Below are 19,596 nucleotides of genomic sequence, written 5' to 3' on the forward strand. Positions count from 1 at the left end.
ACATGGAGGGGAGTGCCGATGAGCGGTCAGACCTGGACGCCCGCGCCCAAGAAGGGCGCCATCCCGTTGCATCCGATGACCTTCGGAATGGTGCTCGGCCGGGCCTTCGCCGCCCTGCGGCACAACCCGAAGGTGCTGTTCGGATTCGCGATCGTGGTCGAGTTCATCGTGACGCTGGCCACCGTTGGTGTGCTGATCCTGATGGTCTGGTTCATCGCGGTCCGCATCCAGTCCGTGCCGCCCTCCTCCCCCGATTACTGGCCGATCCTCATCGGGTCCACGGCGCTCGGCGGCCTGGCCGCGGTCGTGATGGGCCTGGCATCAGTCGCCTTCACCTCGGTGGTGCAGGGGCTGGTGGCTGCCGACGTGTCGTTCGCGACCGTGTCCCGCAAGGCCTCGCTGCGGCTGCTCTGGTCGCGGGTGAAGCCCGCGTTCTGGAGGCTGTTCTCCTACTCGCTGCTGCAGGGACTGGCGGCGCTGCTCTGGGTGGCCCTGCTCTTCGGCGTGGTGGGCGGCATCCTCGCCGCTCTGGGCCCCGACAACGGCGGCGCGATCGCGCTGGCCGTGATCCTGGGACTGCTGCTCGGACTCGGCAGCATCCCGCTGTACGTGTGGCTGACCACCAAGCTCCTGGTGGTCCCCGCTGTGCTGGTGCTCGAGCGGGCGACGATCCGCGGCGCCGTGGTGCGCTCCTGGCGGCTCATCCGCGGCAGGTTCTGGTTCGCCTTCGGCGTGATGTTCGTGATCGGCGCGATCATGGGCATCGCGGTGCAGGTCGTCGCGATGCCGGCCTCGCTGTTCTCGGGCATCATCGGCGGCATCCTGAGCCCGACCGGTGGCGGCGACGAGACGAGCGCGATGATCACGGTGGTGCTCGCGAACGTCATCCCGCAGGTCCTGGTGCTGGCGGTCCAGGCGATCGCGCTGGTCGTCACGGGCACCGGCGGCACGCTGATCTACATCGACAGCCGGATGCGGTACGAGGGATTGGACCAGGCCCTGATCCGGTACGTCGAGCTCAGCGCGCAGGGCACTCCGGACGACGAGCTCGGCGACCCGTTCGCCGTGGACCCCGAGCGCGCGGTGTCGAAGACCCCTCCGCCCGTGCAGAAGCCGGCCTACGCCGCCTACCCGGGCCAGTACCCGTACCCCGGTCAGTATCCGTACCCCACGCAGGCGTACCCCGCGCAGGCGTACCCCGCGCAGGGCTATCCGGCACCGCCCGCGTACGGGGCCCAGCCGGCCTACGGTCAGCCGGCGTACGGCGCTCAACCGACGCATCCGCAGGCCCCGTACGGCGCCCAGCCGGGATACCCGGCGACTGCCCCGCATCCCGATGGCGCGCAGGCCCCGTACACGGCACCGGGTACAGCGCAGGTTGCGCCCTCCGCACCCGCATCCCCGTACGCGGCTCCGCCGGCATCCGAGCAGCAGACCCCCGCGTCCGACCCGCGCGCCCCGCAGCCTCCGCACGTGATCCCGCCCTCCTCCGCCAGCCCGTGGGCTCCCCCGGGCGGAGACGCATGATCCTGCTCCCCCTCGCCGACGTCTTCGTCCCCGACGGGGACGATGCGCGACGTCAGGCCGCAGAGGAGCTGTCGAAGCAGGAGTATCAGGCCGCCAAGCCGACCTGGTTCGACGAGTTCGTCACCGGCATCGTGCAGTGGTTCGTGAATCTGTTCACCCGGAATGGCGCAGGTGGTGTGGCGCCGTTCGCGCTGACGCTGATCATCGTCGTCGTGATCGCGGCCCTGGTCGTGGCGCTGCTGGTGTGGGGGCGCCCCCGCGCCTCGCGTGCCGTGGCACGCCGCCGCGACCTGCTCGGCGAGCGCGACGACCGCACGGCGGCCCAGCTGCGCGCCGACGCCGAGCGCCTGGCTCGCGAGCAGGACTGGGATGCCGCGATCGTGCTGCGCTATCGCGCACTGGCACGCGGCCTGCTGGAGCGCGACCTGATCGATCCCGCCCCTGGCGCCACCGCCCAGGGCATCGCGCGCGAGGCGCGCGTTCCGTTCCCCGGCTTCGCCGACCGCCTGCACGATGCGGCCACCGTCTTCGACGCGGTCCGCTATCTTCGCACTCCCGCCGACGAGGCCGCATACCGTGCACTGGCCTCCACCGATGACGACCTGCGCTCCGCCGCACCGGTGCTGGGCTCCCCCGAGGCGGTGCCGGCATGACGCTCGCCCCGAACGCCCCCGCCGAGACCCCGAGCGCCGAGGAGTCTCCCGCCAGCACCGCAGCGCGCCCGGCACCGGGGCGCACCGGCCGCATCGTCGGCTGGCTGCTCGTGATCGTACTGCTGGTGGGCATCGCTCTCCTGTCGATGCGGTTCATCGTCACGAGTCCCGACCTCGGCGGCACGCTGAACCCGCAGAGCCCCAGCCCGAGCGGCGCGAAGGCTCTGGCCGAGCTGGTGCGCGATCGCGGCGTGGACGTCGAGGTCACCGACAGCCGTGCCGCCGCGGCATCCGCTCTGCGCCCGGGCACCACGCTGGTGCTGACCGATCCGTACACCCTCACCGACAATGCCGTGAACGCTCTGCTGGAACGCGCGGACCGCGTCGTGCTGCTCACCAGCAGCGCCCGGATGCTGCGCCTGCTGGATCTCGGAGAGGATGCCCCTCTCGAAGGAGGCAGGGTCGACGCGCAGTGCGACACCCCTGAGTTCGCACGCGTCGGCGACATCCGCGCCGAGCGGATGTTCATCCCCTCCGCGGGTGCCGACGGCTGCTTCCGCGCCGAGTCCGGCGCTGCCGCTGTCGTGCGCAGCACCGAGGGGGGACGCACGGTCACCCTGGTCGAGGGCGCACGGCTGTTCTCGAACGACGCGCTGGCCGAGGACGGCAACGCCGCGCTCGGGCTCGCCCTGCTCGCGCAGACCGAGCGGGTCGTCTGGTACCAGCCGTCACTCTCCGACAGCGACATCTCCTCAGACCAGAAGAGCCTCGGCAGCCTCACCCCCGAGTGGGTCACGCCCGCGATCCTGATGCTGCTCGTCGCCGGGCTCGCCGCCATCTGGTGGCGGGGTCGCCGCTTCGGGCCGCTCGTGGCGGAGTCGCTGCCGGTGACCGTGCGCGCCTCCGAGACCATGCAGGGGCGTGCGCGGCTCACGGCGAAGGCCGCGGATGCCGCGCACGCCGGCGACTCGATCCGCGCCGGCACGGTCATCCGCCTGTCGGCGCGACTGGCACTGGGGCCGCGCGCCTCGGTCGAGGAGGTCGCGGACGCCGCATCCGATCGCCTCGGTGTGCCGCGCACCTCACTGTACGACCTGCTCGGCGGCCCGGCGCCGCAGAGCGACCACGAGCTCATCGACCTCGCCCGCCGTCTCGCCGACCTGGAGACCGCGGTCGAGAACACCGTCCACATCGAAAGGAACCGCCCGTGAGCGACGAGCAGATCCCCACCACCCCGGCCCCCGACGTCCACGCCGGTGCGATCCCGGCGGACGACGACGCCCTGCGCCAGGCCATGCACCGGGTGCGCGCCGAGGTCGACAAGGCCGTGATCGGCCAGGCAGGCACCGTCACGGGTCTGCTGGTCGCCCTGCTCGCCCGCGGCCACGTGCTGCTGGAGGGCGTGCCCGGCGTCGCGAAGACGCTCGTGGTGCGCAGCTTCGCCCGCGCGGTGGGGCTGGACACCAAGCGCGTGCAGTTCACGCCCGACCTCATGCCGGGCGATGTGACGGGCTCGCTGGTGTACGACGCGCGCACCGGCGAGTTCGAGTTCCGCGAGGGGCCGGTGTTCACGAACATCCTGCTCGCCGACGAGATCAACCGCACGCCTCCCAAGACCCAGGCCGCGCTGCTGGAGGCCATGGAGGAGCGCCAGGTCTCGGCCGACGGCATCAGCCGCACGCTGCCGGACCCGTTCCTCGTCGCGGCGACGCAGAACCCGGTCGAGCACGAGGGCACCTACACGCTGCCCGAGGCGCAGCTGGACCGGTTCCTCATGAAGCTCGTGGTCGGCATGCCCGAGCGCGACGCCGAGGTCTCGGTGCTGCGTCTGCACGCCAACGGCTTCTCGCCGCGCCTGCTCACCGGCGTGCAGCCGGCCGTGAGCGGCGATGAGATCCGCGCGGCGCAGGACGCCGCGGCTCGCGTGCGGGTGACCGATGACGTGCTCGGCTACGTGGTGGACCTGGCGCGCGCGACGCGGCTGTCGCCCTCGGTCGAGCTGGGTGCGAGCCCGCGCGCGTCGACGGCGCTGCTCGCCGCCGCGAAGGCGTGGGCATGGCTCAACGCCTCCACGGCGGTCACCCCCGACCACGTGCAGACCATGCTGATGCCGGTCTGGCGACACCGCCTGCAGCTGCGTCCCGATGCGCAGATGGAGGGCGTGTCGGCGGATGCCGTGCTGCAGTCCGTCGTGCAGCAGACGCGGGTGCCGATCTGACATGTTCGTGACCGCACTGCTGGCGCCGCTGGTCGCGCTGGGGATCGTGCCGATCGTGCTGCTGAGCGCGCTCGGCTATCCGGCGTGGGCGGTGTTCGGCGCGTGGTTGCTGCTGTGCGCGCTGCTGGTCGGGCTGGACGTCGCGCTCGCGACGAGTCCGCGGGCGGTCGTGGTCACGCGTCAGGTGCCGTCGCGGGCCCGCCTCGGCGAGCCGGTCGCGGTGAGCATCGCCGTGCAGAACACCGGCACGCGCACGCTGCGCGGCTGGCTGCGGGATGCCTGGCAGCCCACGGCCGGCGCACCGCTGGAGCGTGAGCGGATCAGCATCCCGCCCGGTGAACGGCGTCGCGTGCAGATCCCGCTGCTCCCCCGCCGGCGCGGCGAACTCGTCAGCGACTTCGCGGTGATCCGCTCGCGGGGGCCGCTGGGCCTGGCGGGCCGCCAGGCCGGCCACGACGTGCGCGGCGCGCTGCGCGTGCTGCCCGCGTTCACGTCCCGCAAGCACCTCCCCTCGCGTCTCGCGCGGCTGCGGGAGCTGGACGGGAACACCTCGATCCAGGTGCGCGGCCAGGGCACCGAGTTCGACTCGCTGCGCGAGTACGTGCGCGGCGACGACATCCGGTCGATCGACTGGCGGGCGACCGCGCGGGCCGGCACCACCATGCTGCGCACGTGGCGTCCGGAGCGCGACAGGCATGTCGTGATCCTGATCGACACCGGCCGCACCGCAGCAGCGCGCGTCGGCGACAGCACCCGCCTGGACGCCTCGCTCGAGGCCGCCCTGCTGCTGGCCGCCCTGGCCTCGCGAGCGGGCGACCACGTGCACCTGCTGATGTACGACCGTGTCGCGCGGGCCCGCGTCACGGGCGTCGACGGTGCAGGGCTCCTGCCCGCGCTCACGGACGCCATGGCCCCGGTGCACGCGCGGCTGGTCGACACCGACTGGGCGGGGGCGTTCGCGTCCGTGCGCAGCATGACGACCCGCCCGTCGCTGATCGTCGTGCTGACCGCTCAGGATGCCGCGGAGTCCGCGCGCGGGTTCCTCGGCGCCTTCCCCGACGCGTCGCGGGCCACCACGCTGCTGGTCGGCTCCGCCACCGATGACTCGATCATGCAGGTCGCGAAGCGTCGCGACTCGCGCATCGACGTCTACCTCGCCGCGGCCGCCGAGCAGACCATGCGCGACGCACAGGTGGTGGCCGATGCCGTGCGGCGTGCGGGCGGCGAGGCCATCGCCGCCGACCCGGAGACACTCCCCCCGCGCATCGCCGACCGCTACCTCGAGCTCAAGGCCGCGGGCCGCCTGTAGCAAGCATCCGCGGCAGGTCACCCGCCCGGGCACGCCGGATGCGGAGGACGGGAAAGACCCCCGCCCCGAAGGGGGCGAGGGCCTTTCCGTGAGAGACGCTCAGACGAGGTCGAAGCGGTCCAGCTCCGTGACCTTGCCCCATGCGGCGGCGAAGTCGCGGACGAACTTCTCGGCGGCGTCATCCGAGGCGTACACCTCGGCGAGCGCGCGCAGCTCGGAGTTCGAGCCGAACAGCAGGTCGACGCGCGTGCCGCGGCCCACGAGCTCGTCGGAGCCGTCCTTGCGGCCCTCGAACGCGTGGGAGCCCGGGTCCAGCGGCTTCCAGGTGGTGCCGAGGTCGAGCAGGTTCACGAACACGTCGTTGCTGAGCACGCCGGGGCGCTCGGTGAACACGCCGTACTCCGAGCCGTCCCAGTTCGCGCCGAGCGCGCGCAGTCCGCCGACGAGCACGGTCATCTCAGGCGCGGTCAGCGTGAGCAGGTTCGCCTTGTCGAGCAGCAGGTGCTCGGCGGGGATGGCGGCGGTGTCACGGGACACGTAGTTGCGGAACCCGTCCGCCTTCGGCTCCAGGAAGGCGAACGACGCGACGTCGGTCTGCTCCTGGGTGGCGTCGGTGCGACCGGGGTGGAAGACCACCTCGACCTGCACGCCGGCGTCGGCAGCGGCCTTCTCGACGGCCGCGTTGCCCGCGAGCACGACGAGGTCGGCGAACGAGACGCGCACGTCATCGGTGCGCGCATCGTTGAACTCGGCCTGGATGCCCTCCAGGACCGCGGTGATGCTGGCCACCCGTGCCGGGTTGTTCGCCTCCCAGTCCTTCTGAGGCGCCAGGCGGATCCGGCCACCGTTGATGCCGCCGCGCTTATCGCTGCCGCGGAACGACGCAGCCGCCGCCCAGGTGAAGGCGACGAGGTCGGAGACGCTCAGACCCGAGGCGAGCACGCGCTGCTTGAGGGCAGCGGCATCCTCCGCGCCGATCAGCGCGTGGTCGACGGCCGGCACGTTGTCCTGCCAGATGAGCTCCTCCGCAGGCACCTCTGCGCCGACGTAGCGGCTGCGCGGCCCCATGTCGCGGTGGGTCAGCTTGAACCACGCGCGCGCGAAGGCGTCGGCGAACGCCTCGGGGTCGTCCTTGAAGCGCTGCGAGATCTTGCCGTACTCCGGGTCGAAGCGCAGCGCGAGGTCGCTGGTGAGCATGCGCGGCTCGCGACGCCCGCCGGAGTGCGCCAGCGGCACCATGTCGGCGCCGCCGTTGTTGATCGGACGCCACTGGTTGGCGCCGGCCGGGCTCTTGAACAGCTCCCACTCGTAGGCGTACAGGATGTGGAAGAACTCGTTGTCCCAGCGCGTCGGGTGGTAGGTCCAGGTGACCTCGAGACCCGAGGTGATCTGGTCGTCGCCCTTGCCGGTGCCGTTGTTGTTCTTCCAGCCCAGGCCCTGCATCTCGAGGCCGGCCGCCTCGGGGTTGTCCTCGAGGTTGGAGTCGGATGCCGCACCGTGGGTCTTGCCGAAGGTGTGGCCGCCGGCGATCAGCGCGACGGTCTCCTCGTCGTCCATCGCCATGCGGGCGAAGGTCTCGCGGATGTCGCGGGCGGATGCCAGCGGGTCGGGGTTCCCGTTCGGGCCCTCGGGGTTCACGTAGATGAGCCCCATCTGCACGGCGGCCAGCGGCTTCTCGAGGTCGCGGTCGCCGGAGTAGCGCTCATCACCCAGCCAGGTGGTCTCGGGGCCCCAGTACACGTCGTCGTCGGGCTCCCAGGCGTCGATGCGGCCGCCCGCGAACCCGAAGGTCTTGAAGCCCATGTCCTCGAGCGCGGCGTTGCCGGCGAGGATCATCAGGTCGCCCCAGGAGAGCGCCTGGCCGTACTTCTTCTTGATCGGCCAGAGCAGGCGGCGCGCCTTGTCGAGGCCGACGTTGTCCGGCCAGCTGTTCAGCGGCGCGAAGCGCTGCTGTCCGGTGCCGCCGCCACCGCGGCCGTCGGTCACGCGGTAGGTGCCCGCGCTGTGCCAGGCCATGCGGACCATCAGGGGCCCGTAGTGGCCGAAGTCGGCGGGCCACCAGTCCTGGGAGGTGGTGAGCACCTCGACGATGTCCTTCTTGACCTCGTCGAGGTCGAGCGCCTCGAAAGCCGCCTTGTAGTCGAAGTCGGCGCCGAGCGGGTTGCGCTGCTCGCCGTTCTTGGCGAGCACCTTGATGTTGAGCTGCTCGGGCCACCACACGCGGTTCGCCGAGCCCATCGTGGGGTGCGGCTGAGCGTGGATGACCGGGCAGGCGCCGGCGTCCGTCGGCTCGACGGGCTCCTCGGTGACGGTCTTCGTCTGGTCGATGTCGGCAGCGTTGTCTCCGATGCCGGGCATGTCGTCGCGAACGTCGGTCATGATGTCCTTCCGGTGGGGGTTGGTTCTTCAGGAATGGAAGTCTGCAGCGCCGCGCACGAGGCGCACAGGCCCCAGTACGTGACCTCCGCGACGGCGATGCGGTAGCCGTGCGCGTCGTCGGGGATCAGGCAGGGCGCGTGGCCGGTCGCGCAGTCGACGTCGGTGACCGCACCGCAGGAGGTGCAGATCAGGTGGTGGTGGTTGTCGTCGACGCGCAGCTCGAACATCATCGGATGCCCTGCGGGTTCGATCCGGCGCACGAGTCCTGCCGCGGCGAAGTCGCCCAGCGCGTTGTACACGGACTGCAGGCTGGTCGAGGCGACCACGTCCCGGACGGTGTCGTGCACGGCGTCGGCCGTGGCGTGCGGATGCGCGAGCAGTGCGTCGTACACGGCGCGGCGCGAATCGGTGACGCGCAGGCCCGCGGCGCGGATCGCCGCCTCCGCGGCATCCGTCATCAGCTCCTCGCGCATGCCTCCATCCTATCTTCTTTTGAGTGAATCAAGAAAAGGGCGGATGCCCCGGCGCGGCGCGCCTCACAGCATATGCACAGCACCGGCGACATCATGTCCTCGCACGGCGATCTCGCCGTGCACACGACCGGAAGGACATGGAAGATGTCTGAGTCAGTCAGCACCACAGAGAAGCCCTCCCTCGGCGCGAAGCTCGCCGCCGAGGGATTCGGCACGTTCCTGCTCGTGTTCGGCGGCGTCGGCACCGCGCTGTTCGCGTCGAACCACTTCACCGATCCCGGTGCGAACTCGGCGGTCTACGTCGCTGTCGCGCTCGCGTTCGGCCTGACCGTGCTCGTCGGGGTGTACGCCTTCGGGCCGATCTCCGGCGGTCACTTCAACCCCGCCGTCACCGTCGGCGCGGCGGCTGCGGGTCGCATCCCGTGGCGCGACGTCGCGCCGTACATCATCGCTCAGGTCGTCGGCGGCGTGATCGCCTCGACCGCGCTGGTCCTGATCGGACTGTTCGGCCCCGACAAATGGCTGCAGACCGCCCAGGACGCAGGGTTCGCCAGCAACGGCTGGGACTCGCACTCCCCCGGCGGCTTCGGCATGATGTCGGCGATCATCATCGAGGTCATCCTCACCGGCATCTTCGTGATGGTCATCCTCGGCTCCACCCACGCGACGCGCGGCACGGCGAACGCCGGCATCGCGATCGGCCTCACCCTCACGCTGATCCACCTGATCTCGATCCCGGTGGACAACACGTCGGTCAACCCGGCCCGTTCGATCGCCGCGGCGATCTACGGCGGCGGCGAGTCCCTCGCGCAGCTGTGGGTGTTCCTGGTGTTCCCGATCGTGGGCGCACTGATCGTGGGCTACGCCTACAAGGCGCTGTTCGACGGCACGACCAAGGCCTGACGACGCACAGAGGCGTTCAGCCTCACCACATGCAGGAGGGGACGGCTCAGGCCGTCCCCTCCTCGCGTTCCGGGCGCCGTGCCGCGTCAGCCTGCGAACAGCGTGGGCGTGCCGGACTCGTACTCGATCAGGTCGCCCGTCTCACCGTCGCGCGCGGCCCGACGGCCGATGACCAGCATGTAGAACAGCACGATGCCGAGAGCGACAGCGCCGATTCCGATCTTGAGCGGCCAGGGCAGCGCCGATCCGGTGACGAATCCCTCGACTAGTCCCGACAGCAGCAGCACGAAGACCAGGCCCATCGCGACGGTCGCGAGCGAGCGCCCGCCGGCCGCCAGGGACTCACCCCGCGTGCGCCGCCCCGGCACCGCCCACGACCAGAAGATGTGCAGCCCTGCCGCCGCGGCGATGAAGATCGCGGTCAGCTCGAGCATGCCGTGCGGCAGGATGTGCAGCATCATGACGTCCAGGCGATCGTGCGAGGCCATCACCGCCGCCGCCACGCCCAGTCCCATCGCGTTCTGCACGATCACCCACACCGGCCACACGCCGGTCACGCCGAACAGCACGCACTGCAGGGCGATCCAGGCGTTGTTCGACCACACCTGCCCGGCGAACGACGCCATCGGCTCGTAGTAGTCGACGAAGTCGTGCTCGGCGTACTGCTTGAGCACCTCCGGGCTCCCCAGGGATGCGATGCGAGCGGGGTCCGACGAGATCCAGGCGCCGCTGATCAGCACGATCAGCACGAAGACCGCCGCGACGACCGCCGTCGTCCAGCGCAGCCGGTACAGCGCCGCCGGCAGCTGCAGCCGGAAGAACCGCGAGGTCTGCGCGAGGATGTTGTCGGACGCGCCGGTGAAGCGCAGACGCGCGGCGGCGAGGATCGTGGACAGGTAGGCGCCCTGCGGCGAGTCGCCGACGGAGGTCTTCAGCTCGGCGAGATCCGCGGATGCCGCACGGTAGCGCGTGATGAGCTCGTCGACCTCGGTCCCGGTCAGCCGCCGCTTGCGGCTGAGGGCGTCTAGCCGCTCCCACTCGGAGCGGCGCATGTCGGTGAGAGCATCGGCATCCACGTGATTGACTCTACTCATGTCGCTTCCGATCACCGATGAGCAGGAGATCCTCTCCGGCGAGGCCGTCGCCATCGACGTGCAGCCGATCGGCTTCGTGCTGCGGGCCGCCGGCGCCCTGATCGACATGGTCATCGGGTTCGCGGTGTTCGCAGCGTTCGAGATCCTGCAGTTCTGGCTGCTCAGCCTGAACCTGCTGGATCTGCACACGCTGCCGATCCTCAGCATCTGGGCCGCCGTGATCAGCTTCCTGGTGCTGCCGATCACCGTCGAGATGGCCATGCGGGGCCGCAGCGTGGGCAAGCTCGCCGTGGGCGGGCGGATCGTGCGCGTCGACGGCGGCGCGATCACGTTCCGCCACACGTTCATCCGCGCGCTGGTGGGCGTGCTGGAGATCTACATGACCCTGGGCGGTGGCGCGGTGATCGCGGGAGCGGTGACCGCGCGCTCGCAGCGGCTGGGCGACCTGGTCGCCGGCACCTACTCGCAGCGGGTGCGCACGCAGCGGCTTCCGTCGCACGTGCCCTATCTGCCGCCGTCGCTGTCGACGTGGGCGCCGATCGCGGACGTCGCGCGGCTCCCCGACCGCCTCGCCCGGCGCGTCTCCCAGTTCCTGGCGAACGCCGATCAGCTCCTCCCCGCCGCCCGCATCCGGGTGGCCGAGGAGCTCGCGGCCGAGGTCACGGCCTTCGTCTCGCCTGTTCCACCGGTCTCGCCGGAGGAGCTGCTGCGCGGGGTGACCGTGCTGCGCCGCCAGCGCGAGCAGCGCGCACTGGTCATCGCCGACGAGCGCGCCGAGCGGCTCACCGGACGGCGCGTGCGCGTCTGAGGGGAGGCGATGCCGCCGGCATCCGCTCCCGCTCAGAAGCGGATCGCGTCGATCACCTTCACCCGCAACGCGACCAGCGCCGGGACGAAACCGGCGACTGCGCCGACGATCACCGCGGCCACGAGGCCGGTGATCGCCGCGCGCATGGGGAACGGCGGCACGTCCACGAGGGCCGGGAACAGCCATTCGGTCAGCATCGGCATCCGCAGGGCCGTGATCACGATCGCGATCCCGATCACACCGGCGACGGTCGTGGCGACCAGGCTCTCCAGCAGCACCGTGGTGAAGATCCGCCCCGCGGTGGCGCCGAAGGCCCGCCGCACGCCGATCTCGCGCACCCGCTGCCGCATCGCGACCAGCTGCACGTTGATCAGGCTCAGCGCACCGAGACCGAGGATCAGGGCCGCGACGCCGCCGATCAGCAGCTCGACCATGCGCTGTCCCTCCAGGTAGCCCGGGTTCGCACCCCAGTCCGTGCGATTGACAATCACCTGCTGTCCCTCCGGGAGGCCTGCGCGCAGATCCATCGCGAGGGCGGGGCCGACGGCGGCGACGTCCTTCCTGCCGACCCAGATGTCGTAGCGCACCTGGGCGTCCTCGGGCAGCCTGTCCACGCGCGACGTGTAGGAGTCGAAGAGCACGTCGATGCGCTTCTCGTCGTCCCACGCCCCCTGCCGGGGTCGCACACCGACGATCTGATAGGTGCCGCCGGCGGGACCGGCCAGGGTGAGCGTCGGATGCTGCGCCATCGGCACGCTGCCGAGCACCTTCCAGAGCGCCTCCGACACGATCACGGGAGGCGCGAGCGCCTCGGCGTCGTCCGCGCGGAACTCGCGGCCGGTGAGCAGCTTCTCGCGGTGGATCCTGGCGTACGCGGGATCCAGCAGCCGTGCCGAGGTGTCGTGCAGGCCGTCCGGCGCCTGGACGGGGATCATCAGACCCTCGGCGATGCGTGCCACATCGCTGAACCCGTAGCGCTCGGACACCTTCGTGAACCGCTCATCGAAGGCCGCGGTGTCGACCGGCCCGTTCTCCCCGATCGCGGTGACGCCGATGGTGGCCTCGCGCCCGCCGTAGCGGTCCATCTCCTCGGTCTGCGACTGCATGGCGAGCTCCGAGACGGCCACGACGGCGGTCAGCGCCGCGACCGACACGGCGATGCCGATCAGGCTGAGCAGGACGCGCAGCTTGTGCACGCGGATCTCCGCCCAGGCATCGGCGAGCGATCCGATCAGCCAGCTCATGACGCCCGCTCCACGGCATCCGCCGCGACGGCGTCCGCGGAGGCGTCACCGGCCGGCACGCTCGCGGCGAGCGCGAGCCCCGCCGGCACGTCGTCCTGCAGCGTGGACGCCTCGAAGGCGCGACGCAGATCCGCGGGGGCGAGCACCCCGCCGTCGAGCCGGTAGTGCCGCCGTGCGCGGGCTGCGACGTGCAGATCGTGCGTGATCGTGACCAGTGCGGCGTCCGTCTCGGTGGCCACCTCGTCCAGCAGCGCCATCACGCTGGCGCCGGTGTCGATGTCCAGGGCGCCCGTGGGCTCGTCGGCGAGGATCAGCACCGGCCTGCGCACCAGGGCCCGCGCGATGGCGACGCGCTGCTGCTCGCCGCCGGAGAGCCGGTCGGCGATCTGCTCGACGCGATGCCCGAGACCGACGCGCTCCAGCATGTCGGCGGCGATCCGGCGACGCTGCCAGAACAGCCGGCCCTTCGCATGGCCCAGCGGCATCATCACGTTGTCCAGTGCGGTGCGGCCGGGCAGCAGGTTGAACTGCTGGAACACGAACCCGACGTGGTCTCCTCGCAGCCGGTCCAGGCGCCCGGGCCTCATGCGCCGCACCTCGCGGCCGGCGAAGGACACCGTGCCGGTCGTGGGGGCGTCCAGCATGCCGAGGATGTTCAGCAGCGTCGACTTCCCGGATCCGGAGCGCCCGACGATGGAGACGTGATCGCCGGCGCTGACCTCGAGCGTGACTCCGCGCAGGATCTCCAGCGTGCTGTCGTCCGGCAGGAGCACGCTCTTGGCGACGTCCTGCAGCGCGACGAGCGTCACCAGCTCGTCCCCGACTCGCAGAACTGGCCGCCCTGACCGTCGTCGTAGCACTCCTCCTCGGAGGGTGCGGCGAAGCCGGGTACGAACTGGCGGATGCTGTCGCCTTCGGCGAGCCCGTCCGTGACCTCCACCTTCTCGCCATCGTTCACTCCGAGCGTGACCTTGCGCTCCTCGGGCTCGGACCCGTCGCCGGCATCCACCCAGACCGTCCCGCTGCCCGCTCCGCCCTTGACGGCGGTGACGGGGATCACGAGCGCGTCGTCGACATTGCCGAGTGCGAGCTCGACCGATGCCGGCAGCCCGGCGAACACCTTCTGGTCGCCCGGCACCGCGCAGCGGATGCTCGCCGTGCCGTCCTCGGCGATCTGCACGCCCACTCCCGTGCAGGTGAACGGCGCCGGCCCGCCGTTGATGCTGACGGTCGCCTCGGTGGGTGCGTTCACGAGCCGGTACAGTTCGGCCGGCTTGACGGTGGCGAGCACGTGGTGTCGCGCCGGGGTGAGCTTCAGCACCTCTCCCCCGACGCTGGTCGTCTGTCCCTTGACGAGGGCCAGCTCGGAGACCTCGCCGGCCTCCGGGGCACGAAGCTCGACGGTCTTGGCAGGATCCAGCTGCTTGATCGTCACCAGCAGCTGCCCCTTCGCGACGGTCGCCCCGTCTGCGACGTGCACCGCCGTGACCGTGCCGTCGGTCTCGCTGCGGACGGCGTAGGGTTCGTCTCGCGCGATGGTGGCGTCCAGCTTCAGCGCGCTGACCACCGATCCGCGCTCGACGGCGGTGATCGGATCGGCGACGCCGGCGGAGGGATCCGCGGGAGCGGCCTGCGTGACATCGGGGAAGAACGCGAGCTTGACGAGCGCGGCGGCTGCTGCGCCGAGGACCAGGACGAACACGAGCGGGAGGATCACACGGCGCCAGACGACCACGGTTGCCTTTCCTGGGCAGCCGCCCTGGCGCCCCCTTGGCATCAGGCTAGGGGAAGGCCCCGCGGAAAAGGATCAGGGTTCACCCCCATCTGTCGTCGCGTCGCCCCTGAGTGCGCTCGACGCGAGCCGCCGGTCTCGGCGGGAGACGTCAGCCGCGCATCGCCTCGTGCCGCACGACCAGCCAGCCGGCGGGAACCGAGAGCCGCTCGGCATGCAGTGCGCACAGGTCGTGCGCGTGCGGGTCTCCGCCCGGACCGAGCGGGCCGAGTGCTGCCATCTGGTCGCCGTAGTCGAAGGTGAGCGTGGCGACCGCCTCGCGCGCGCAGGCCACCTTGGAGCAGAGCCGTTCGTCGGTGCGGAGTGAGTCGTCCATCTCCCTCAGCGTAGGGCCGCGCATGCAGGATGCCCGGGTGCCGCGCGGCATCCGCTCCGAGCCGCCCGCGACTTCGAAGACGACCTAGACTTTCAGACATGCCCCGCCGTCGTTCCTCCCGCGCTCCCGGCCGCCGCGGCGCCCGCCACGGCCGGCACGGCAGACTGGGCCGCAGCGAGGTCGTGCGCCCGCCGCTTCCGCCGCTGGACGGCCGGCTGGACCGGTTCGACGTCACGGTCGGCAGCGCGGTGGAGTACCTGCGCGGCGCCTGGGAGGAGCTGCGGGACGTGCGCTTCGAGATCTCCGCGATGCCGCTGCACGATCGTGAGGACGGCATCCCCCGGTGGCGGGTCGACCATGCCGCGCAGCGTGTGTCGCTGTACCGCGTGCCCATCGAGCGGCTGCTGCCGAAGGGTCACGACGACGCCATGCACCGGCGCGTCGCGATCGAGAGCGCGGTGTTCCACGCGGCCGCCGAGTACGTCGGCCGCGAGCCCTGGGAGCTCGGTCCCGAGGGCCGGGACTACTGAGCCCCGGCGCCGGGTCGGCTCAGGGACGCACGACGATCGGCTGCTGCGTGGCGGCACCCGCCCACAGCGGCCAGCTCGCGATCGCCGCGGAGCCGTTCGCGCCGAGCATGCCGATGGCCGCGTTCACACGACCGCTGGGGTCGAGGGTGTAGGCGCCCGCGTCGACGGTCACGGCCGTCGAGCCGCCGGGCTTGAGCTGGACGGTCCGCTCGTCCGCGCCCCCGAGGGCGACCGTGACGGATTCGGACTCGGCGTTGTGCAGGTAGAGCGTCGCCGGTGCCCCGTCCGGGACCGAGAACATCGTCGTGGCGTCGGATGCCAGTTCGGGCGAGGGCAGCGACCACGCGATGTCCTGCTGATCCCCTGCGCGTGCCGTCTGCTGCGCTGCGGCGACGATCGGCTCCGTCGAGGAGATCTCGATGTCGTAGGAGCCCTCCTTCAGCCCGGCGAGCGAGACCTCGGCCGGTGTCCCGGCGACGAGATCGACCGGATACTCGTCGACAGCCGTCGCGGATCCCGCGGCGCGCACGCGCACCGTCGTCTTCGCGTCGTGGTCCGGCGCCAGCATCCGTACGACGATCCCTGTCGTGTCGTCGCCCACGGTCGCGGGCGCGGAACGGACCCCGAGGAGGAGCTGATCGGTCTGCGCCCCGCTGATGCCGTCCTGCAGGTCGATGCCGACGGCGTCGAGCGCGCGCACCAGGGTGGACTGCAGGCTCGCCCGCACCGCCGCGCCCGACGAGGAGACGTGCACCACCGGCGTCCGCGACCCTGCTGCGACGGATGCCAGCGGCACGCCGAGCTGGGTTCCCGCCGGCACGACGACGGTGGATGCCGAGCGCCGGTCGCCGTACACGTCCAGATCGACGGTCGCGGTGACCGCGCCAGGATTGGTGAGCAGGATGATGTCCGATGCTCCGATCGACACGTCCCCGCCGACGAGCCAGCTGCTCAGCGAAGGCTCACGACAGGGGGCCGCGGCGAATCCGCTGGCATCCTCGTCGGAGAGCTGCACGGACTCCGTCGCGGAGAACAGCGGCACCTTCCGGTCCTTCACCGCGCCGACGATCATCTGGGTCCCCGAGGCTCCGAGCGCATCCGGCGCCTCGATCGGATCGGACTTCGTGCCCTCGGTGTCGCCGTCCACGCGCAGGCGCATAGTGGCTGCGGAGACCATCAGGCCGGCCTGGGTGGCATCCCGCCCCAACACCCGGAAGGAGCCGTTGCAGACCAGCACGGCATCGCTGGGCACGGGCCTGACCGTCGTCGTCGCCGGTGCGGTGCGGATCTCGGGGAACGGCGCCGCCACAGCGCCGGCGACGCCCAGTGCGCAGGCGACGGCGACGACGGCCCCTGCTGCCACGCGGGTGCCGGTGGCGGCAAGACGGATGGTGCGCTGCTTCATCGGGTGGCCTCCGTCTCGTCCTGGTGATCGTCGACGTGCGCCGACCCGGCCGATTCGCCGACGGTGTCGTCGAACTCGGCGGTGGGCGGTGCGGCCTGGTCGTCGTGATGGTCGGCGATGCGGCGGCGAGGCAGCACGATCGGCTCCGAGGGCTCGCGACCGACGATGCGGGATCGGGAGCGCGCGGCACGACGCGAGGCACGGGTGGGGATCGCGAGCAGCAGCGCCGCCAGCAGCACGATCAGCTGCACCACGCCGACCAGCGCCGCGATCGTGCTCTGGGCGGCGGTCAGCTCGGGGCGCGGGGCGATCGTGCCGTCCACGCGCCACAGCATCCCGCGCGCGGTCTGCCCGGCCTTGACGAAGCCGGAGCGCTGGTCGATGGAGGTGGTCGCGGCATCGCGCATCGAGCGGGCGCGGTCCTGCTCCTGCGGCGCCTGCGTGAGCAGCACGAAGCTGATCCCGTCCTTCGCCAGGGCGGAGGCGGCGTCGAAGTCGCGCCCCGACATCAGGTCGACCGACGTGGTCGCGATGTCATCGCCGAGCTGCTTCGTCGCCGTGCTCATCAGTGTGCTCTGCGCCCCGAGCGTCGAGCTCGCGCCCCACACGACCTGCGCGGAGAGGCTGCCGTCGTTCAGGGGTGTGAGCACGAGGGTGCCGCTGTCGACGGCGCCGTCGGACTGCGCCGCGACCAGCGCCGGAAGCGTGCTCGCCGGGCCGTTGTGGACCAGCGCACGATCCAGCTGCACCGCCAGCAGAGCGGGGGTCGCGCACGCGGCGACCGCGATGCCGGCGAGAAGCGCGGCCGCGGTGCGCAGCGCGGTGAGCGCGACGACGGTGTCCAGTGTGACCAGGGCAGCACCGACGGCGCCCAGCCAGGCCAGGCTCAGGCCGCTGCCCGGCCAGACCGCCGCGCCGACGCCGTCGACGGAGGACATCACGACGCCCGCCACGAACAGCGCCGTCCCCAGGCCCGCCAGTGTGGTGGCCAGCAGCACGTAGCCGGCGCGCCAGCGCGGCGAGAGCGCCGACAGCAGCGCGAGCAGCGCGAGGGGCGCGAGCAGCAGGGGCGCCCACGGCGCGAACGCGCCGCCGAGGAACCAGTCCCAGCCGGCGCGGTCCGGGGAGGGGAAGCCCGTCGCGACGTCCAGTCGCCGGGCGGTCTCGTCGACGGCGAGCACTGCGCCGGGGTCGGCCAGCAGCGCCCACGATTCGCCGTCGCGCAGTCGGCGCACCACGAGCGGCGCGAACATCGCGGCGGACGGGATCAGCAGCCAGAACACCCGGGCGGCGCCGCGCAGGCGTCGGGTCGAGATCATCAGCACGAGCGTCAGGGCCCACAGCAGGACGAAGGCGGGTGCCAGCGACGGTGCGCAGGCCAGCGCCGCGGCGGTGAGCACGGAGGCCGCGCCGGCGGCGCCCCAGGAGCGGTGCGCGACGACAGCGGTGTGGAACACCCAGGGCAGCAGAAGATGCAGCAGCACGGCGGCGGGACGCCCCTGCACCAGTGCGGTGAGGAAGGTCGGCGCGAGCGCCCACAGCACGCCTCCCAGGATGCGCAGGCCCGCGCGGTCGGTGACCCGGGTGGCGGCGAACCATCCGCCGAGCACGGCCAGAGGCAGCGCGGCCAGCCACAGCACCACGAGCGCGAAGGAGGGCGCCCCGGGCGACAGCGTCCCGAGTACGGCCAGGACACCGGCGAACGGATCGGCGGGACCGACGATCCCGAGGCCCACGTCCCGCAGGCCCCACGCGGCATCCCCCCAGAGCGCGGCCACGGTGCGCCTGAGCGGGAGGAGGGCGCCACCACCGATCGTGGGCCATGCGAGCATCGAGACGAAGGCGGCGATGCTCACCACGAGAGCGGCCAGCACGGCCCACGCCCCGCCGCCGCTGAAGAAGTTGAGTTCGCTGACCGCACCGCGCTCGGTGCCGTGCCCGTCGTCCAGCCGCTGCTTCAGCTGAGCCCGGCTCACGCGCAGCGGCGCGATCTCGGCCCACGAGGCCCGCCGGAAGGAGCGGATGGCGGCGCGCGACCGGGCGAGTGCCCCGAGCCGCACCATGGCGGTCAGCGCTGCACCCCACTCCGGCACGACCTCGCCGGGGCGCTTGGCGATGAGGTGGGTGATCGATCGCCACAGCGCGAGGGGCAGCAGCGAGATCCAGTGCAGCGGAACCGCGACCGCCGGCGCATAGGCGAGGCGTCGATGCAGCTGCGACCGGCGCGTCGCCCACGCGCGCGCCATCGCGGTGCGAGGGCGCCCGCTGGACCCTGCGGCGGGCACGCCCAGCCGCGCCTTCGGAACGAGCACGAGCCGCGCGCCGCCCAGCCGGGCCCTGACGCCGAGGTCGAGGCCCTCATCCGCGTCGGCGAGGGCGGTGTCCGGGCGCAGCACCGACGGCGCCTCGCCGCGGATCAGCATGCCGCGCACGTCGGCGCCGAGCGCATCCTCCGCATCGTCGTGCTGGCCCTGGTCGAGCTCACCCGACGCGAGTTCGATGGCGCGACCCCAGCGGGTCATGCTCACGCCCATCGACACGATCTCGCGGTCGTCGTCCTGCTCCACGAGCTTGGGCGCGGCGACCGCCGCCGACGGCGAGCGCTCCAGCGCCCCCGCCAGCAGCTGCAGAGCATCCGGTTCGGGGACGGTGTCCTCCGCGAGGAGCCATACCGCGCTGCCCGCGCTCACCCGAGGTCCTGCGAGCGCCACCGCCTCGGAGAAGGTGGTGCTGGTCCGCGCCTCGATGATGCCCTCGACGATGTGGCCGATGCCCGGGAGCGCACGGACGGGTGCGGCGTCGCCGAGCACGACGACCGTCACCGCCGCCGGCGGCAGGGACTGCGCGCTGAGTGCGTCGAGGGTTCGGCTGAGCTGGGCGCTCGCGGATCTCCCCGCGCGCGCGACGATGATTGCATGGGCACGTGCTGGCATGGCCCTGTCAGC

The 19,596-nt window shown here is 72.0% G+C and carries 17 protein-coding genes; 8 read left to right on the forward strand and 9 right to left on the reverse strand.

Annotation, left to right across the window (positions count from 1 at the left end; translation table 11 throughout):
- The first annotated feature begins 18 nt into the window (after positions 1 to 18).
- The 5 genes from ACTJJ4_RS04920 to ACTJJ4_RS04940 all read left to right on the forward strand — a co-directional run bounded on the left by ACTJJ4_RS04920 (position 19) and on the right by ACTJJ4_RS04940 (position 5,707).
- Positions 19 to 1,527, forward strand: a complete 1,509-nt coding sequence (locus tag ACTJJ4_RS04920; RefSeq protein WP_440942260.1) for a glycerophosphoryl diester phosphodiesterase membrane domain-containing protein — start codon at positions 19 to 21, stop codon at positions 1,525 to 1,527.
- Positions 1,524 to 2,180: a DUF4129 domain-containing protein gene (locus tag ACTJJ4_RS04925; protein ID WP_440942261.1), complete on the forward strand. Its 657-nt coding sequence runs from the start codon at positions 1,524 to 1,526 to the stop codon at positions 2,178 to 2,180. The genes ACTJJ4_RS04920 and ACTJJ4_RS04925 overlap by 4 nt, the downstream gene beginning before the upstream one ends.
- Positions 2,177 to 3,391 carry a DUF4350 domain-containing protein gene (locus ACTJJ4_RS04930; RefSeq protein WP_440942262.1) on the forward strand — a complete coding sequence of 405 codons (1,215 nt, stop codon included), beginning with the start codon at positions 2,177 to 2,179 and terminating at the stop codon, positions 3,389 to 3,391. The genes ACTJJ4_RS04925 and ACTJJ4_RS04930 overlap by 4 nt, the downstream gene beginning before the upstream one ends.
- A gap of 83 nt (positions 3,392 to 3,474) precedes the next feature.
- The gene (locus ACTJJ4_RS04935; protein ID WP_440942819.1) at positions 3,475 to 4,398 is read left to right on the forward strand and encodes an AAA family ATPase; all 924 of its coding nucleotides are present in this window, start codon (positions 3,475 to 3,477) and stop codon (positions 4,396 to 4,398) included.
- 1 nt (position 4,399) lies between these two features.
- Positions 4,400 to 5,707, forward strand: coding sequence for a DUF58 domain-containing protein (locus tag ACTJJ4_RS04940; RefSeq protein WP_440942263.1), 1,308 nt, complete (start codon positions 4,400 to 4,402; stop codon positions 5,705 to 5,707).
- Between the two features lie 99 nt (positions 5,708 to 5,806).
- Here the strand turns inward: ACTJJ4_RS04940 and katG are convergent, their stop codons facing one another.
- On the reverse strand, positions 5,807 to 8,086 hold the full coding sequence (gene katG, locus ACTJJ4_RS04945; RefSeq protein WP_440942264.1) for a catalase/peroxidase HPI: 2,280 nt from the start codon (positions 8,084 to 8,086) through the stop codon (positions 5,807 to 5,809).
- A complete protein-coding gene (locus ACTJJ4_RS04950; protein ID WP_425561586.1) occupies positions 8,083 to 8,544 on the reverse strand; it encodes a Fur family transcriptional regulator in 462 nt (153 codons plus the stop codon). The genes katG and ACTJJ4_RS04950 overlap by 4 nt, the downstream gene beginning before the upstream one ends.
- A gap of 159 nt (positions 8,545 to 8,703) precedes the next feature.
- Here ACTJJ4_RS04950 and aqpZ point away from each other — a divergent pair, with 159 nt between their 5' ends.
- Positions 8,704 to 9,462, forward strand: coding sequence for an aquaporin Z (gene aqpZ / locus ACTJJ4_RS04955; protein ID WP_440942265.1), 759 nt, complete (start codon positions 8,704 to 8,706; stop codon positions 9,460 to 9,462).
- Positions 9,463 to 9,548: 86 nt separating this feature from the next.
- Here the strand turns inward: aqpZ and ACTJJ4_RS04960 are convergent, their stop codons facing one another.
- On the reverse strand, positions 9,549 to 10,538 hold the full coding sequence (locus ACTJJ4_RS04960) for a stage II sporulation protein M (RefSeq protein ID WP_440942820.1): 990 nt from the start codon (positions 10,536 to 10,538) through the stop codon (positions 9,549 to 9,551).
- Between the two features lie 16 nt (positions 10,539 to 10,554).
- Between ACTJJ4_RS04960 and ACTJJ4_RS04965 the strand changes: the two genes are divergently transcribed.
- The gene (locus tag ACTJJ4_RS04965; protein WP_440942266.1) at positions 10,555 to 11,364 is read left to right on the forward strand and encodes an RDD family protein; all 810 of its coding nucleotides are present in this window, start codon (positions 10,555 to 10,557) and stop codon (positions 11,362 to 11,364) included.
- Positions 11,365 to 11,396: 32 nt separating this feature from the next.
- Here ACTJJ4_RS04965 and ACTJJ4_RS04970 read toward each other — a convergent pair whose 3' ends face one another.
- From ACTJJ4_RS04970 to ACTJJ4_RS04985, 4 genes are all read right to left on the reverse strand, one after another.
- Positions 11,397 to 12,608 (reverse strand): ABC transporter permease, encoded by a 1,212-nt coding sequence (locus tag ACTJJ4_RS04970; RefSeq protein ID WP_440942267.1) that lies wholly within the window; start codon positions 12,606 to 12,608, stop codon positions 11,397 to 11,399.
- A complete protein-coding gene (locus ACTJJ4_RS04975; RefSeq protein WP_440942268.1) occupies positions 12,605 to 13,417 on the reverse strand; it encodes an ABC transporter ATP-binding protein in 813 nt (270 codons plus the stop codon). The genes ACTJJ4_RS04970 and ACTJJ4_RS04975 overlap by 4 nt, the downstream gene beginning before the upstream one ends.
- Complete coding sequence (locus ACTJJ4_RS04980) at positions 13,414 to 14,343, reverse strand: efflux RND transporter periplasmic adaptor subunit (protein ID WP_440942269.1); 930 nt, start codon at positions 14,341 to 14,343, stop codon at positions 13,414 to 13,416. Before ACTJJ4_RS04980 ends, ACTJJ4_RS04975 begins: the two co-directional genes overlap by 4 nt.
- Positions 14,344 to 14,491: 148 nt before the next feature.
- Positions 14,492 to 14,716 (reverse strand): DUF3499 family protein, encoded by a 225-nt coding sequence (locus ACTJJ4_RS04985; RefSeq protein WP_285633634.1) that lies wholly within the window; start codon positions 14,714 to 14,716, stop codon positions 14,492 to 14,494.
- Positions 14,717 to 14,814: 98 nt separating this feature from the next.
- Between ACTJJ4_RS04985 and ACTJJ4_RS04990 the strand changes: the two genes are divergently transcribed.
- Positions 14,815 to 15,246: a hypothetical protein gene (locus ACTJJ4_RS04990; RefSeq protein ID WP_285633637.1), complete on the forward strand. Its 432-nt coding sequence runs from the start codon at positions 14,815 to 14,817 to the stop codon at positions 15,244 to 15,246.
- A 19-nt stretch (positions 15,247 to 15,265) separates the two neighbouring features.
- On the opposite strand, the gene ACTJJ4_RS04995 is transcribed toward ACTJJ4_RS04990, so the two are convergent.
- Positions 15,266 to 16,651, reverse strand: a complete 1,386-nt coding sequence (locus ACTJJ4_RS04995) for a DUF5719 family protein (RefSeq protein WP_440942270.1) — start codon at positions 16,649 to 16,651, stop codon at positions 15,266 to 15,268.
- The gene (locus tag ACTJJ4_RS05000) at positions 16,648 to 19,584 is read right to left on the reverse strand and encodes a glycosyltransferase (protein WP_440942271.1); all 2,937 of its coding nucleotides are present in this window, start codon (positions 19,582 to 19,584) and stop codon (positions 16,648 to 16,650) included. The genes ACTJJ4_RS04995 and ACTJJ4_RS05000 overlap by 4 nt, the downstream gene beginning before the upstream one ends.
- Between the last annotated feature and the right edge of the window lie 12 nt (positions 19,585 to 19,596).

Origin of the sequence: Microbacterium sp. 22195, from assembly GCF_052056515.1 — a bacterium.
Lineage (GTDB): Bacteria > Actinomycetota > Actinomycetes > Actinomycetales > Microbacteriaceae > Microbacterium.

Excerpts from the sequence above, each read along its gene's own strand:
- ACTJJ4_RS04920 (WP_440942260.1), top strand. The coding sequence starts at position 19 with ATGAGCGGTCAGACCTGGACGCCCGCGCCCAAGAAGGGCGCCATCCCG.
- ACTJJ4_RS04925 (WP_440942261.1), top strand. The coding sequence starts at position 1,524 with ATGATCCTGCTCCCCCTCGCCGACGTCTTCGTCCCCGACGGGGACGAT.
- ACTJJ4_RS04930 (WP_440942262.1), top strand. The coding sequence starts at position 2,177 with ATGACGCTCGCCCCGAACGCCCCCGCCGAGACCCCGAGCGCCGAGGAG.
- ACTJJ4_RS04935 (WP_440942819.1), top strand. The coding sequence starts at position 3,475 with ATGCACCGGGTGCGCGCCGAGGTCGACAAGGCCGTGATCGGCCAGGCA.
- ACTJJ4_RS04940 (WP_440942263.1), top strand. The coding sequence starts at position 4,400 with ATGTTCGTGACCGCACTGCTGGCGCCGCTGGTCGCGCTGGGGATCGTG.
- katG (WP_440942264.1), bottom strand. The coding sequence starts at position 8,086 with ATGACCGACGTTCGCGACGACATGCCCGGCATCGGAGACAACGCTGCC.
- ACTJJ4_RS04950 (WP_425561586.1), bottom strand. The coding sequence starts at position 8,544 with ATGACGGATGCCGCGGAGGCGGCGATCCGCGCCGCGGGCCTGCGCGTC.
- aqpZ (WP_440942265.1), top strand. The coding sequence starts at position 8,704 with ATGTCTGAGTCAGTCAGCACCACAGAGAAGCCCTCCCTCGGCGCGAAG.
- ACTJJ4_RS04965 (WP_440942266.1), top strand. The coding sequence starts at position 10,555 with ATGTCGCTTCCGATCACCGATGAGCAGGAGATCCTCTCCGGCGAGGCC.
- ACTJJ4_RS04970 (WP_440942267.1), bottom strand. The coding sequence starts at position 12,608 with ATGAGCTGGCTGATCGGATCGCTCGCCGATGCCTGGGCGGAGATCCGC.
- ACTJJ4_RS04985 (WP_285633634.1), bottom strand. The coding sequence starts at position 14,716 with ATGGACGACTCACTCCGCACCGACGAACGGCTCTGCTCCAAGGTGGCC.
- ACTJJ4_RS04990 (WP_285633637.1), top strand. The coding sequence starts at position 14,815 with ATGCCCCGCCGTCGTTCCTCCCGCGCTCCCGGCCGCCGCGGCGCCCGC.
- ACTJJ4_RS04995 (WP_440942270.1), bottom strand. The coding sequence starts at position 16,651 with ATGAAGCAGCGCACCATCCGTCTTGCCGCCACCGGCACCCGCGTGGCA.
- ACTJJ4_RS05000 (WP_440942271.1), bottom strand. The coding sequence starts at position 19,584 with ATGCCAGCACGTGCCCATGCAATCATCGTCGCGCGCGCGGGGAGATCC.